Below are 15024 nucleotides of genomic sequence, written 5' to 3'. Positions count from 1 at the left end.
GTTACACCATATTTGCTTTCTACAAATCAATAGTGTGGAACATTTTTACCTCCAAACAAGTACATGGAGAAAAAATCATAAAACCTTTCGAATAACTTTTTCATAATAGTGCATTTTTAATTGTTAGTAGAAAATAGACACCAATAAAAAGAGTAAATCAAAAAATATATAATAGAAGTGGGATTGGTTATAGCAAGATACAAAATTTTCTAATAAAAAAAATATTTTCTTACATTTTTTAAAAACATTATAACATTTACTATCAACACCTTACCACTAAAAGGCTTCAGACAAGTATTACAAAAGTAATCAACAATTAAAGACGGTTATATTTGATATTTTCCATGATTTCGAGCAGTTCTTCCTGCACAGAAATTCCTTTATCTGCGAGATACCATAATTGTAAATCGGTTTTAATTTTTTCATCAATTGGACCAACGTCTCTTTTATGATTGTTCATTAATTCGGTTGCGCCTTTTGGTCTTGGTCCCCAATCTGTACGAACAATTCCGGCTTCTTTGCAAATCACAATAACTTTTGGAATTGCTCTTCCGCCGTTTGTTAAATATTGGCTCATCAATTCGTCGTTTTCATCACGAAGTACAATTCGAAGATCGATTCTTTTATCAGATGCATGCGCCATTTTATCTAAAATGGGAAGAATCTGCGCCGCATCTCCGCACCAGCCTTCAGAAATTACAAGCCAGATATAATGATTATTGAGATGCTGGAGTTTTGAAATAACATCTTCAGAAATTTTGATTGTTTTTTCTAATCGATTCATTCTGGCTTCGTTCAATTTGGAATAATTGGTCAGACTTTCAGACTGTTCGCTTCCTGTTGATTTTCCTTCAGATAATAAATCAGTAACTAATTTTCGATATTCAGCATAAGAATGACTGTTGAATAATGCTTTGGCTACAGTACTTTTCATAGAGGTTTATTTTGCTTACTATAAAATTACGGATTTTAAAAAGAACCTCGAATGACTTTTATCACATTCGAAAGAAAAAATAAAAAAAGTCGTTATAAAATTAAATCTCAAGTACAATTAATTTTTTATCAACATTATTTTTAAAAATCAGAATATGTCTATATTTGCACAAATTAACGCAACACGAAATATGAAATATAAAAGAATTCTTCTAAAACTTAGCGGTGAGGCCTTAATGGGTGATTTACAATATGGAATTGACCCAAAAAGATTAGCCGAATATGCAGATGAAATTAAGCAGATCCATGCAAAGGGAGTAGAAATTGCAATCGTTATTGGAGGAGGAAATATTTTTAGAGGCGTTGCCGGTGCCAGCGCAGGAATGGACCGAGTACAAGGTGATTATATGGGAATGCTTGCTACTGTTATTAACGGAATGGCTTTGCAGGGTGCACTTGAAGACAAGGGAATGAAAACGCGTTTGCAGACTGCTTTAAAAATGGAATCTATTGCAGAACCATATATCAAAAGAAGAGCAGATCGTCATTTAGAAAAAGGAAGAATTGTTATTTTTGGTGCCGGAACAGGAAATCCATATTTTACAACTGATACTGCAGCGGTTTTAAGAGGAATCGAAATCAATGCTGATGTGATCTTAAAAGGAACCCGCGTTGATGGTGTTTACGATTCTGATCCTGAAAAAAATGCTTCGGCTGTAAAATTTGATTTTATCTCGTTTGATGACGTTCTTAAAAAAGGGCTAAATGTAATGGATACAACCGCTTTTACTTTAAGCCAGGAAAATAAACTGCCAATTGTTGTTTTTGATATGAACAAAATTGGAAACCTTTTGAAAATCTGCGAAGGAGAAAACATCGGAACTGTAGTAAATATTTAGACTACTTAGATTGTTAGAATTCTAGATTATTAGATTTATTAAAAAACAATACTCTTTAAAACAATCTTCAAAAACATAAAAAATAAAAAAAATGACTGAAGAAATCGATTTTATATTAGAAAGTACTGAAGAATCTATGAACGGTTCTATTGCACACTTAGAGAAAGAATTTCTAAACATTCGTGCAGGAAAAGCTTCTCCGGCTATGCTTGGAGGTGTTTTTGTTGATTATTACGGATCTGCAACGCCACTTTCTCAAGTGTCAAAAATCAGTGTTCCTGATGCAAGAACAATTACTTTGCAGCCTTTCGAAAAAAACATGTTACAAGCCATTGAAAAAGCTATTTTAATTGCTAATATTGGTTTCAACCCAATGAATAACGGAGACGTTATTATCATCAGCGTTCCGCCTTTAACAGAAGAGCGTCGTCGTGATTTGGCTAAACAAGCTAAATCTGAAGCTGAAGATGCAAAAATTGGTATTCGTAACTCTCGTAAAGATGCAAATACTGACATCAAAAAATTAGAAAAAGAAGGAACTTCTGAAGATATCTGTAAATCTGCAGAAGAAGAAGTTCAAAACTTAACCAATACTTATATCAAAAAAATTGATGAATTATTAGCTGCAAAAGAAGCTGAAATCATGAAGGTTTAAGTATTTGATACTGAAATTCAAAAATCCGTCTGGTAAAATTATCAGACGGATTTTTTTTATTCTTATTTTTGCATACCAAAATCAAATTCTTTCCGTTTTTGAATCTATATAATTCTCTATGAGGCTATTTTGTTTATTGACTTTATTTTTTACGCTTAACATTCAGGCGCAATTTCAAATAAGCGGAATTGTAACAGATTCAAACAACAAGCCACTTCCCTTTGCGACTATTAAAACTTTTGATAATAGCAATACCATTACGGATGTTGACGGAAAATTTACCTTTAAAACTTTTACACAATCCGGAAATTTTATCGTTTCCTATATTGGTTTTCAAACTAAAACTGTTGCCATACTAGAAAACAAAAAGTTTTATACTGTTTCCTTATCTCAAAAAACAGATGATTTAAAAGAAGTTATTGTTTCTAATGAAAATCCTGCTTTAACAATTATCAAAAAAGTTATTGCCAATAAAAACAATAATAATCCGCAGAAAAAATTAAGCAGTTTTGAGTACAAAACGTACAACAAACTTATTGTTACCGCCAATCCTGATTCGATTGACGGAAGAATAGATTCATCTGCCGTTTATAAGGATTTCAATAAAAAGAAAATCAACATCGATTCTTCTGATTATAAATTCAAAGAAATCATAAGCAAACAGCATTTATTTCAAACCGAGAAAGTTTCGCAATATCAATTCGGAAATAATAAGCTTAAAGAAACGGTTCTGGGAACCAAAATAGCCGGTTTTAAAAACCCTATTTACGAAGTTATTGCTTTCAATTTACAGTCAATTTCGATTTACGATAACAAATATGAGCTTTTCGAAACTAAATATGAAAATCCTATTTCGAATACCGCTCCGGGAACCTACAATTACAAATTGCTTGATACTGTAAACATAAAAGGCCGTGAAACTTTTATGATTTACTTTAAAAATAAGCATAAAAGAAAAACATCGGGCTTAGAAGGTGTTTTGTATATCGACTCGCAAAATTTCGCTATTGCAAAAGCGGTAATGCGTATAAAAGGCGTTTTAGATATTAGCGGTATTCACGAATTTGATTATGTGCCGAATGAAAAAGTATGGTTTCAAAGTAACACCACTTTTAAAATTGTAAAAGGTAAAAATGACGATGACATTAAGATTTTAGGTGGAACTATTCAGTTTGACGGAGATGTTGCCGAAGATTTTGAGCCGAGAAAGAAAGCCGCTTCAGATTTTACCTATTTACTTTCTGAAAGCAATAATTTCGATATTCATTACAATACCGAAACTCCAATAAAAAATCCATCACTTTATATCGAAATTAAAGACGATGCAAGCAAAAAACCGGAAGAATTCTGGAACCAGTACCGTAAAGAAGCTTTAGATCAAAAAAGCCAGAAAACGTATCAATTATTAGACAGCTTATCGATCAATAAAAGAATTGAAAAACGTTTAGGATTGGGCCGAAAAATCATCAATGGTTACATTCCAATTGGCCCTGTTGATTTAGATTTAAAGAAAATTATTAGTTACAACAATTACGAAGGTTTTCGTTTAGGTCTTGGAGGCATTACAAATGATAAATTTTCTAAAGATTTTAGAATTGAAGGCTATACGGCATACGGCACAAAAGACGGTGTTGTTAAATACAATTTAGGAGCTGGTGTTTTATTAGACCAAAATACGAACACTTGGTTAAACGGATCTTATACAGATGATGTTAGGGAAATTGCGAGTACTGTTTTTGCTGTTGATAAACGTGTATTTAAAATTTATGATCCGAGGCCAATCAACATTAGTACTTTTTATCATTATAAAAGCTGGAAAGCAAATGTACAGACGAAAATTATTCCGAAGACAGAAGCTGTTCTGGAACTATCCAGAACGTATGTTGAGCCTAAGTTCGATTATCTTTTTAATTACAACGGTCAGTTGTATTCAAGTTTTATTATGACAACCGCAATGGTTTCTATTGTTTGGGCGCCTTTCAGCGATTTTATGCAGACTCCAACTGGAAGAACTGAATCAGACAAAAGATTCCCTAGATTTACTTTTCAGTATACACAATCGCTGCCAAATGTTTTAGATAATGATTTTAGTTTCGGAAAAATAGATTTCAAAACAGAGTACGAAAAGAAATACCTAAACGGTCAAAAAACAAGCCTGCTTTTGCAAGGTGGTCATGCAATAGGCGATGTTCCGCTTACGCATTTGTATAACACCATGCCGAATAACCTTACCAAGGAAACTGTTATCCAGCGTATTACTTTTGCCGGAAGAAACAGTTTTGAAACTATGTTTTTTAATGAATTTTTCTCGAGTCAATATGTGTTTTTCCAAATCAAACATGGTTTTGAAAGAATTAAAATCATGAAAAAAGTACGTCCTTCATTGGTTTTAGTTACCAGAATGGCGTGGGGAAATATGGAAAAACCGGAACAGCATGTTGGCCCAACTTATAAAACGCTTGACAAAGGTTTCTTCGAATCAGGAATTGAATTAAATAAAATCTACAAAGGTTTTGGTCTCGGCGGATTCTATCGCTATGGACCAAATCAGTTACCTGAATTTGATGATAATATTGCGGTTAAGATTTCTTATGTTCTTGATTTGGGGCTTTAGATTTTGATTGAGGATTTAACCGCAAAGGTCGCTAAGATTTTTTTTAAGAAATAAATTTTGATGAGAGCGCAAAGGCATCATCGCTATTTTTGTCTTCCTGAGCGAAGTCGAAGGATCATATCGTAACTACGTAAAGTTAATCTCAAATTCTAATTATAGACAAAGTTTGTCATTTCGAGGAACGAGAAATCGCACTAGAGAATCGACAAAGATTGGCGACATCACTGTGTAGAGTTTCGAGTGCGATTTCTCGTTCCTCGAAATGACAAAAAAATCCATAAAAAAAATCCCAAACCCCAATCATGAAAATTGGAATTTGGAATTTAAATATTGAAGTTTTAAAACTATCTACGGCTTCAAAATCAAAACCGAAGGCGTATTATTCAGCCATGTACTTTGAGATTCAATTAATTTTTTCCAACTGTCTAAACTTATAATCATTAAATCCTGACTATCCAGAAAATCTTTTTTGATTGTTCTGTCGTGCATAATCATAATATGATTTGGTGCAATTTGCTCAATAGATCTAATCGTTTCCTGAATGTCGCGTGTATTTTTTACTTCACCGCTGGCATCCAGAACTGTAATTTGTGAACCATTATTATTGATTAATTTCTTCGCAAAATCAATTAAAAAAGCATCTTCTCTACTAAAAATCGGCATGAATACCTGATTTACTTCTTCAAGATCTTTATCGATAAAAATACCAACCGGCATTTTGGTTTTTGCAAGAATGTGACGCGTTCTTTCATCAAAAGGATTATTTTCAAATAAACCTTCTTTTCCGGTAAACTTGTCAATTAAACGATCCGGATTTACGATTCGGGTGGTAAAACCAAGAATTTTTCCGAGTAAAGTCCCGTCAAAGATAGACTGCCCTAAACCAACCAATAATAAATCATATTCGCCTTGGTTAGCTGCGTCAATAATATCAGTATCAATATCATTAGAAACCTTAAACAGGCTTACCATATTTTGATTCAGCTTGTGCGATTCTTCGATAACCGGAACTAACATTTTACGTTCGTGTTCTTTTACATCAAACGAATGTATTTCTGTACTTAAAGACAAATGCATCGCCGTTACGATCGAATTATCCTGCTGTTTTCTAACTAAACTATTGGCGATTTGCAACAATTTTTTTCCTCTTTCAGGAGTTCCAAATGAAAGCAGTATCTTGTATTTACTTTTATTTCCAATTTCCTGCGGAATAGCCGTGATTTTATCTTTAAAAACAAACCCGATGAAATCTAAGGCCGGACCTGTCATAAAAGTGGTTACCAAGGCCATAATAACCATCATGGTAAAAATCTCTGTCGATAAAACACCAAGATCGTATCCAATATTTAAAACAACCAATTCCATTAAACCTCTTGTGTTCATTAAAGCTCCAATCGCTAAACTATCTTTCCAGTTTTGGCCCACAAATTTTGCTGCTAATGCGCTTCCAAAGAATTTTCCGGCCACCGCAACCGCTATGATTAATCCGGTAATTTTCCATAATCCAGGATCATTAAGCAAACCTATTTGTGTACGCAAACCTGTAAATACGAAGAATAATGGCAGTAATACAATTATCGCAACATCTTCTACTTTCTCAATAAATATATTTCTGAATTTATTGTTTTCCGGCATGATTGCTCCCGCTAAAAAAGCTCCAAATAAAGCATGGATTCCGATTAATTCAGCAGCGTATGCAGAAATTAAAAGTGTGATAAAGAAAATCGCAACAACTGGTTTGTTTAAACTTTCTCTTGTTGAATTTAAATCTCCAACACGTTTTAGGAACGGGCGAACGATTTTCAACATAATAATTACATACAAAATTGCTAAACCAATCACGTATAATGCGCTCGTAAAAGAACCTGCTTTTACAATAGCAATTACAACAGCCAGGATACACCAAGCCGTGATGTCGTCTGCAGCGGCACACGTTATGGCAATGGTTCCGAGTTTGGTTTTCTGCATACCTCTCTCCTGCACAATTCTGGCCAAAACCGGAAATGCAGTAATACTCATCGCAATTCCCATAAACAATCCGAAAGAAGCAAACTCCACACCAACCGGCGCAAAAGTATGATATATATAATACGCTAAACTTAATCCTAATGCAAACGGAATTACAATACTAGCGTGACTAATAACAACGGCATCGTGCGCTTTGTTTTTTAGCACTTTCAAATCCAGTTCCATTCCGATAACGAACATGAAAAGTATTAAACCAATCTGACTTAAAAATTGTAAGTTTCCTAAAGATTCTTTTGGAAATAAGGCGGCAGAAAACTCCGGAAAATACATCCCGACTAAAGATGGCCCTAAAACAATTCCGGCGATCATTTCACCAATTACAGACGGCTGTCCGATTTTTCTAAAAAACCATCCAAACAAACGTGCAACTAAAATAATAGTCACAATCTGCGCCAGTAAAATAGCTAATGGATGCTGTAAATTTTCAACCATTGAATGAAGGAAATCATTCCAATGATTACTTTCGATTTTTTTCTTGATGATATTACGGCCTACTTCTAATGCAGCGCCTTTTGAAATTACCCAATATATCAGAGCGGTAAAACCTCCAATAATGGTTACGTAGAATAAGGAGTTCTTAATGTTATTCATAACTCGTTCTTTTAATTATTGCCGCAAATATCAGAAGTGGACTTCAAGTGGAAAAGTAAATTTACACCTAATTTTCAATGTATGTAACAAGTCGGAAAAACTTTGTAATAAGTTAAAAACAACACCAAAAAACGACTCAAAAAAGAACTATTTATTTCTAAAAAAGGGCTTCGACTTCGCTCAGCCTGACATAATATTGAGCTATGAAATAAGCTTATAATTTTACTTTTTTCAAAAAATCAGATCGGTAAGTTTCGCTTAAAATTAAATTAATGTTTTTATTGTTTTCTTCAATGTGATGCAGTACAATTTCATTGTGGTTGAAGAATTTTATCGCTTTTACAGCAATGATTTCTTTTTTGTTAATTCGGCAGAAATCGGTTTCAGGTAATTCTTTTAAAAGTGTATCGAATTTTACGTTTTTCAAATTTAAAAAACTTCCGTCGGCAAGTAAAACCGTTTTGTCCCGACTGTCACTTACAGCCGTTTTGATGTATTGAACCTGATTAAAATAAAGCAGTGTTTTTCCTTTATCAGTATTTAACTGAATAAATTTTTTAGCTGCATCCGGTTTTTCAAAACGTTCTAAAGCTTTTGAGACTGCTTTTTGCAAACGTTCCAGTTTTACAGGTTTTGTGATATAATCTACCGCATCGATATTAAAAGCATCGGCGGCATATTCTTTATAGGCGGTACAAAAAATCACTAATTTATTACCAACCATTTCAGCCAGATGAAGTCCGTCCATTCCCGGCATTTCGATATCTGAAATCAGCAAATCAAATTCGAGTTCGGGAATATCAGACAAAAGTTTCTGCGGATTATTAAATGTCTTTACGATTTCCAGTTCAGGAATTTGTTCGCAAAGCATTTTTAAGTACGTTAATCCCGGAAGCTCATCGTCCAGAAGCAAGCATTTCAGTTTTGTATTCAAGTAAATCTATTTTTAGATGAGCAATATAAACATCGTTTTCTACAAATTTATCAAGTTTAAAATTATTCTTGTAAATAATACGCAGACGATGTTCTAAAGTGGCGTGACCAAAACCACTGCGCTCCTTTTTCAATACTTTTTTATCTGAAATTTTATTCGAAACAGTCATAGAAAAAGCGTTGTCACGAAATTCAAAAACTACCGAAATAAAAGCATCAGCACTTTGAAGATCGGCATGTTTAAAGGCATTTTCAATTAAATCAATCGAAATCAAAGGCGCCAGCAAAGGCTGATCGAACAGTTTATCGTCTTCGTTGATATTGGTTTTGATCTTCAATTCAAAAAGCGGACTGATTTTAATTTTATTGATTTCGATTAAATTCAGTGCAAAGTTTATTTCTTCTTTTGCGGTTACGAATTTCTTTTTGCTTTCGTATAAAATATAATCCAGAACATTGGCCAGTTTATCCAGAGCAAAATAAGTTTGATATGCGTGCGACTGAATTGAATTCAAAATATTCTTAAACAAATGCGGATTTAGTTTTGACTCTAAATTCTCTAACTGCAAGTCGTTTACTTTTGCTTCGAGCGCATAAAAACTTTTTTCGGCATTATCTTTTGCCTTTTTTGCCTGCGTTAATTGATATATCATAAAACAAATTATGATAATTAACAGTAAAAGAATGGCTAGAAATATAAAAGTTGTGGTATTGTTTTCCTGCATTGTTTAAGATTGGTTAAAGTTTTTTTTGCCCACTGATTTTACTGATTGAACTGGTTTACACAGATTTTATTTTTTACATAATGGATAATCAAATCTTAAAAAAAACCTGCGTAAACCCTTTTCATCCGCTTAACCCGTGGGCAAATATCATTTTTTAATGACTTGAAACGAATTTCAACCCAATAATTGAAGCAATTAATGTTGTAAGAAAAAATATTCTCCAAAAGGCTGCGGGTTCTTTAAAAATAAAAATCCCAACTAAAACAGTTCCAACTGCACCTATTCCTGTCCAAACGGCATAAGCAGTACCAATGGGTAAAGTTTGTGTTGCTTTATACAATAAAATCATACTGATTGAAAGACATACAAAAAAACCAACCATCCAATAAGTTGATGTAATTCCTGATGTTTCTTTTGCTTTTCCTAGACATGATGCAAATCCAACTTCAAAAAGTCCGGCAATAATCAATAAAATCCAATTCATTTTCTTTTCATTTTTAAATTAACTGCAAATATGAGAAAAGCTAGCGACTAAACAGCAAAAAGCAGGAAATTTATCACAAAATATTCAAGTCCCGATTTGTGTTAACATTAAGTAAAATACAATCGATTGTTTATGATTTTGAGCAGTTTTCACTACATTTGCAACCATTTTTAAAGATTTTATGAAAAACGCTATTAAAGTTGGGTTCTGGGAAAAATTAGCCCGAATCATACTTAAAAACAGAATCACAATTCTGGTCATCCTTTCTGCTTTAACTATTTTCCTTGGTTACCAATGGAAAAACCTTTCTATGACTTATACTGAAGCAAACCTGCTTCCAAAAGATCATATCGCAAACAAAGAATATCAAAAATTCTTAGACAAGTTTGGCGAAGAAGGAAACCTGGTTGTAATTGGTTTTCAGGATAAAAACTTTTTTACTCCAAAAAATTATGCTGCCTGGAATGAGTTAATGACGGGTTTAAAAAAATCTAAAGAAGTTGATTTAGTTGTTTCATTAAATGATTTGAAAAAACTGGAGAAAGATACCGTTAACGAAAAATTTGTTTTAACACCATTTATCGATCAAAGCAAAGTTTTAGATCCTGCCTATTTAAAAAACGTTCAACACGATTTATTCCATAATTTACCTTTTTACGAAGGATTATTATTCAATAAAGAAAGTGGAAGTGTTCGCTCTGCGATTTACATCAATAAAAAACTGGTAAATACTTCTGAAAGAAAAACTTTTATACTTGAAAACCTGGTTCCAAAAATCGATAAATTCGAAAAAACAACCGGAATCGATCTTAAAGTTTCTGGAATGCCATACATCAGAACGATCAATGCGGCTGATATGAAAGGCGAAATTGGTCTTTTTATCGGCGCGGCTTTATTGACTGTTTCGTTGATTTTCTTTTTCTTTTTCCGTTCATTCAGAGCAACTTTTATTTCGATTTGTATTTTAATTGTCGGTGTAATCTGGTCGTTTGGAACACTTGGTTTATTTGGTTATAAAATCACGATTTTAACAGCAATTATTCCACCGCTGATTATCGTTATCGGAATTACGAACTGTATTTTCCTAATCAATAAATATCAGCAGGAAATTAAATTACATAATAATCAGGCTAAGGCGCTGCAGCGTGTAATTTCAAAAATTGGAGTTTCTACTTTAATGACGAATTTAACCACTGCGATTGGTTTTGCTACGTTTATGATTACCGGAAATGATCTGCTTTTTGAATTTGGTCTGGTAACTTCAATCAACGTAATTTCTGTTTATTTATTGACCCTTTTTATTGTGCCAATTGTATACAGTTTTATGCCATTGCCAAAAGAAAAACATTTATATCATTTGACTAAAACTTACATTTCTACTTTATTAAATGTGGTTGAAGATGTAGTTAAAACAAAACGCAGATACGTTTATATTGTTTACGGTTTATTTTTGATTTTCAGCGTAATTGGAGTTTCACAAATGAAAGTTTCAGGAAGTTTGATTGGTGAAATGCCAAAAAGCGCTTCTTTCTTTAAAGATATTTTATTTTACGAAAAAGAATTTAACGGAGTTATGCCGCTTGAAATCATGATTGATACCAAAAAGAAAAAAGGTGTTATGAAGGCTTCGACAATCCGTAAAATGGATGAACTGCAAAATACAATTGCTGAAATTCCAGAATTGGCAAAACCCGTTTCAATAGTGAATTTGGTTAAATATTCTAAACAGGCTTTCTATAACGGAAATCCGGAATATTACCAATTGCCAACTTCACAGGAGCAGACTTTTATTTTGAGTTATGCTAAAAATGCGACCAAAAACAGCAAAGAAAATTTAATGAAAGCTTACGTTGATTCGACTGGACAATATGCCCGAATCACAACTTTTATGAAAGATATTGGAACGGACGAAATGGCTAAAGTGGAGAAAAAACTTCACAGCAAAATCGATGAAATTTTCCCAAAAGATCGTTATGAAGTTACCGTTACCGGAAAAGCATTGGTTTTTCAAAAAGGAACTTCGTATTTGGTTGAAAACTTAATCGAGTCATTAATCTTCGCGATTTTAACGATTGCAATTCTGATTTTGTATTTATTCCGTTCTTTCAAAATGGTAATGGCTTCTGTAATTACAAATGTTTTACCACTTTGTATTACGTCTGGATTAATGGGTTATTTTGGAATTCCATTAAAACCGTCAACCATTTTGGTATTTAGTATCGCCTTCGGAATTTCGGTTGATAATGCGATTCAGTTTATGGCGAAGTACAGACATGACTTGCTTCAAAGCGGCGGAAAAGTTAAAAAATCCGTTTTCAGTGCTTTAAGAGAAACTGGGATCAGTACTTTCTATACATCGGTTGTTTTGATTTTAGGTTTTGCGACTTTCACATTATCTAGTTTCAGCGGAACTATTGCACTTGGAGGATTAATTTCTTGTACTTTGGCTTTTGCAATGTTTGCGAATTTGGTTGTATTGCCTTCGCTGGTTTTGACTTTTGAGAAGAAGAAAACTAAGAAAGAGGAATTGGAGAATTTGGAGAAGTAGTTTTTTTTGCCACTCCCGATAGCTATCGGGATTCACGAATTGACACGAATTAATTTATCTGTCAAAACATTGTAAAACAATTTATGAAGAACATTTTTTTCTATATTTTATTGCTAAATTCTTTTACCTTTTTTAGTCAAACTAAAATTGATAAAAACATTACGGTTACCTTTCCTGGTAAACCAGAGATCTCTGAAATGAATCAGCAAAATGCGAAGGCAAAAGTATATTATGTAAATTCAAAAGAAGATTTTTTTTTAGTAATGAGAGTAGGTGTTATTCAAAATGACACATTAAGTGAAGAAAGCCCTAAAGATCTAAATGAATTAAAGAAAAGCTACAAGGTTAAAATAGATTATCAGATTAAAAGCATGGCAAAAAAAGGTTTATTTCTTAAAGATTCATCTGAAATAAAACTCAATACTTTTTTAGCTTACAAATTGAATTTTAAAGGAAATACCTCCGAAGAAGAAATCGGAGAAAGCCAAATTTTATTTTTAAACGGCATAACTTATATTTTTGTTTACTCAAAAATCAGCAGCTATAGTAAGTCAAAAAAAGAACTTTTTTTTAAATCCATAAAGATTAATGATTCTGAAAATTTAAAACAAATTAATGAATCGTTTAACTATTTTAATGCTATCCTATCTATTTTAGGATCTATTATCTTTATTTATTTGACAAATAAATTTCGAAAAAACGAGAAAAAACGAAATCTAATACAATAAAATAATTATCCAGATTTATATTTAAGGTTTGTTATTCCCAGAAACGTAGCACACGAGATAGCGAACTGGCGAATCAATCTCATTTATTAAATCAAGTCTTATCTTTTATCGTAGTGAGGTTGCTTCGTTCCTCGCAATGACAAAAATTAAGAAATAAAAAAGGTCTCATGCAACTGAGTGCCCTAGCCCTGATAGAAGCGGCATCCTTTTTCTTGCTCCTTTAGCAAGAAAAAGATATAGCGGATAGCAGGAAACAGCTTCAAAAATTAATTATTATCGTTTATATTTGCAATTCGATATAAAAAACACTGATTTTATTTTAAACTAAAATCAGCAATCTAAAATCTAAAATTAAAATGAAACACACAAAGGTTAAAGACTTATTAAACAGTACGACGACGCTACAGGAAGTGAATGCAAAAGGATGGGTGAGAACTTTTAGAAATAATCAGTTCATCGCGCTTAATGACGGTTCTACCATTAATAATATACAATGTGTTGTTGATTTTGAAAATACACCGGAAGAGACTTTAAAAAGAATCACGACTGGAGCTGCAGTTTCTGTATTTGGAACTTTGGTTGAAAGTAAAGGTGCAGGTCAGAAATACGAAATTCAGGTTACAAAATTGGAAATTCTTGGGGATTCTGATCCTGAAAAATTCCCAATGCAGCCTAAAAAACATACTTTAGAATTTTTACGTACAAATGCACATTTACGTGTACGTACTAATGCTTTTGGAGCAATTATGCGTGTGCGTTCGGTATTGTCTTATGCAGTTCACAAATATTTTCAAGACAAAGGTTTTGTTTACGTAAATACGCCAATTATTACCGGAGCTGATGCTGAAGGTGCTGGAGAAATGTTTCAGGTAACATCTTTACCACTTGACAATCTTCCAAAAAATGAAGAAGGAAATATTGATTTCAAAAAAGATTTCTTCGGAAAACATACGAACTTGACGGTTTCTGGACAATTAGAAGGTGAAACCTTTGCTATGGCTTTGGGTCAGATTTATACTTTTGGACCAACTTTTAGAGCTGAAAACTCTAACACTTCTCGTCACTTGGCAGAGTTTTGGATGATCGAGCCAGAAGTTGCTTTCAACGATCTTGATGACAACATGGATTTGGCTGAAGATTTTATTCAGTATGTAATTAAATATGCTTTAGACAATTGTAAAGACGATTTAGCTTTCTTAGAAGGAAGACTTTTAGAAGAAGAAAAATCAAAACCACAGGCAGAAAGAAGCGAAATGGCTTTGTTAGAGAAATTGAACTTTGTTTTAGAGAACAACTTCAAACGTGTTTCTTATACAGAAGCAATTGATATTTTAAGAGATTCAACTCCAAATAAAAAGAAAAAATTCCAATATATCATCAACGAATGGGGAGCTGACTTACAGTCAGAACACGAGCGTTATTTAGTAGAAAAACACTTTAAATGTCCGGTAATTTTATTTGATTACCCGGCAAACATTAAAGCGTTTTACATGCGTTTGAACGACAACACAGAGCCAGGAAGAGAAACGGTTCGTGCAATGGACATCCTTTTCCCTGGAATTGGAGAAATCGTTGGTGGTTCTGAAAGAGAAGAGCGTTACGATGTTTTGGTTGAAAAAATGAAAGCCTTAGAAATTGACGAAGAAGAATTATACTGGTATTTAGACACCAGAAGATTTGGTTCTGCAACTCACGCAGGTTTCGGTTTAGGATTTGAGCGTTTGGTATTGTTTGTAACTGGAATGACAAACATTAGAGACGTAATTCCTTTCCCAAGAACTCCTGGAAGCGCTGAGTTTTAATCGATTTAGTTTAAAAAAGTTTCAGGTTTCAGGTTTCAAGTTATTTGGAGCGTGAACTAAAATAATAATATTTGTTTCAGGTTC

The 15024-nt window shown here is 33.1% G+C and carries 11 protein-coding genes; 6 read left to right on the top strand and 5 right to left on the bottom strand.

Translation table 11 applies throughout. From position 1 onward, the window contains the following. Positions 1-316: 316 nt before the first annotated feature. Positions 317-934: a thioredoxin family protein gene (locus J2Y38_RS15935; protein WP_309844371.1), complete on the bottom strand. Its 618-nt coding sequence runs from the start codon at positions 932-934 to the stop codon at positions 317-319. A gap of 190 nt (positions 935-1124) precedes the next feature. Between J2Y38_RS15935 and pyrH the strand changes: the two genes are divergently transcribed. The 3 genes from pyrH to J2Y38_RS15920 all read left to right on the top strand — a co-directional run bounded on the left by pyrH (position 1125) and on the right by J2Y38_RS15920 (position 5101). After that, entirely contained in the window at positions 1125-1832 is a 708-nt protein-coding gene (pyrH, locus tag J2Y38_RS15930; RefSeq protein WP_053472459.1) for a UMP kinase, read from the top strand. A 91-nt stretch (positions 1833-1923) separates the two neighbouring features. Beyond that, positions 1924-2487 carry a ribosome recycling factor gene (gene frr / locus J2Y38_RS15925; RefSeq protein WP_053472458.1) on the top strand — a complete coding sequence of 188 codons (564 nt, stop codon included), beginning with the start codon at positions 1924-1926 and terminating at the stop codon, positions 2485-2487. Positions 2488-2605: 118 nt separating this feature from the next. Then, on the top strand, positions 2606-5101 hold the full coding sequence (locus tag J2Y38_RS15920) for a DUF5686 family protein (RefSeq protein WP_309844366.1): 2496 nt from the start codon (positions 2606-2608) through the stop codon (positions 5099-5101). Between the two features lie 348 nt (positions 5102-5449). On the opposite strand, the gene J2Y38_RS15915 is transcribed toward J2Y38_RS15920, so the two are convergent. From J2Y38_RS15915 to J2Y38_RS15900, 4 genes are all read right to left on the bottom strand, one after another. Further along, on the bottom strand, positions 5450-7720 hold the full coding sequence (locus tag J2Y38_RS15915) for a cation:proton antiporter (RefSeq protein WP_309844363.1): 2271 nt from the start codon (positions 7718-7720) through the stop codon (positions 5450-5452). 214 nt (positions 7721-7934) lie between these two features. After that, positions 7935-8654 (bottom strand): response regulator transcription factor, encoded by a 720-nt coding sequence (locus tag J2Y38_RS15910; protein WP_309844361.1) that lies wholly within the window; start codon positions 8652-8654, stop codon positions 7935-7937. Next, entirely contained in the window at positions 8617-9378 is a 762-nt protein-coding gene (locus J2Y38_RS15905; protein ID WP_309844358.1) for a histidine kinase, read from the bottom strand. Before J2Y38_RS15905 ends, J2Y38_RS15910 begins: the two co-directional genes overlap by 38 nt. 154 nt (positions 9379-9532) lie before the next feature. After that, the gene (locus J2Y38_RS15900) at positions 9533-9862 is read right to left on the bottom strand and encodes a multidrug efflux SMR transporter (RefSeq protein WP_309844356.1); all 330 of its coding nucleotides are present in this window, start codon (positions 9860-9862) and stop codon (positions 9533-9535) included. 181 nt (positions 9863-10043) lie between these two features. Here J2Y38_RS15900 and J2Y38_RS15895 point away from each other — a divergent pair, with 181 nt between their 5' ends. The 3 genes from J2Y38_RS15895 to asnS all read left to right on the top strand — a co-directional run bounded on the left by J2Y38_RS15895 (position 10044) and on the right by asnS (position 14940). Next, a complete protein-coding gene (locus tag J2Y38_RS15895) occupies positions 10044-12410 on the top strand; it encodes an efflux RND transporter permease subunit (protein WP_309844355.1) in 2367 nt (788 codons plus the stop codon). A 197-nt stretch (positions 12411-12607) separates the two neighbouring features. Further along, positions 12608-13138 carry a hypothetical protein gene (locus J2Y38_RS15890; RefSeq protein ID WP_309844353.1) on the top strand — a complete coding sequence of 177 codons (531 nt, stop codon included), beginning with the start codon at positions 12608-12610 and terminating at the stop codon, positions 13136-13138. 356 nt (positions 13139-13494) lie between these two features. Next, entirely contained in the window at positions 13495-14940 is a 1446-nt protein-coding gene (gene asnS / locus J2Y38_RS15885) for an asparagine--tRNA ligase (RefSeq protein WP_309844351.1), read from the top strand. Positions 14941-15024 lie beyond the last annotated feature (84 nt).

This window comes from Flavobacterium sp. 2755, assembly GCF_031455715.1.
Taxonomy (GTDB): Bacteria; Bacteroidota; Bacteroidia; order Flavobacteriales; family Flavobacteriaceae; genus Flavobacterium.
This window is presented reverse-complemented; position numbering and strand designations above follow the sequence as displayed.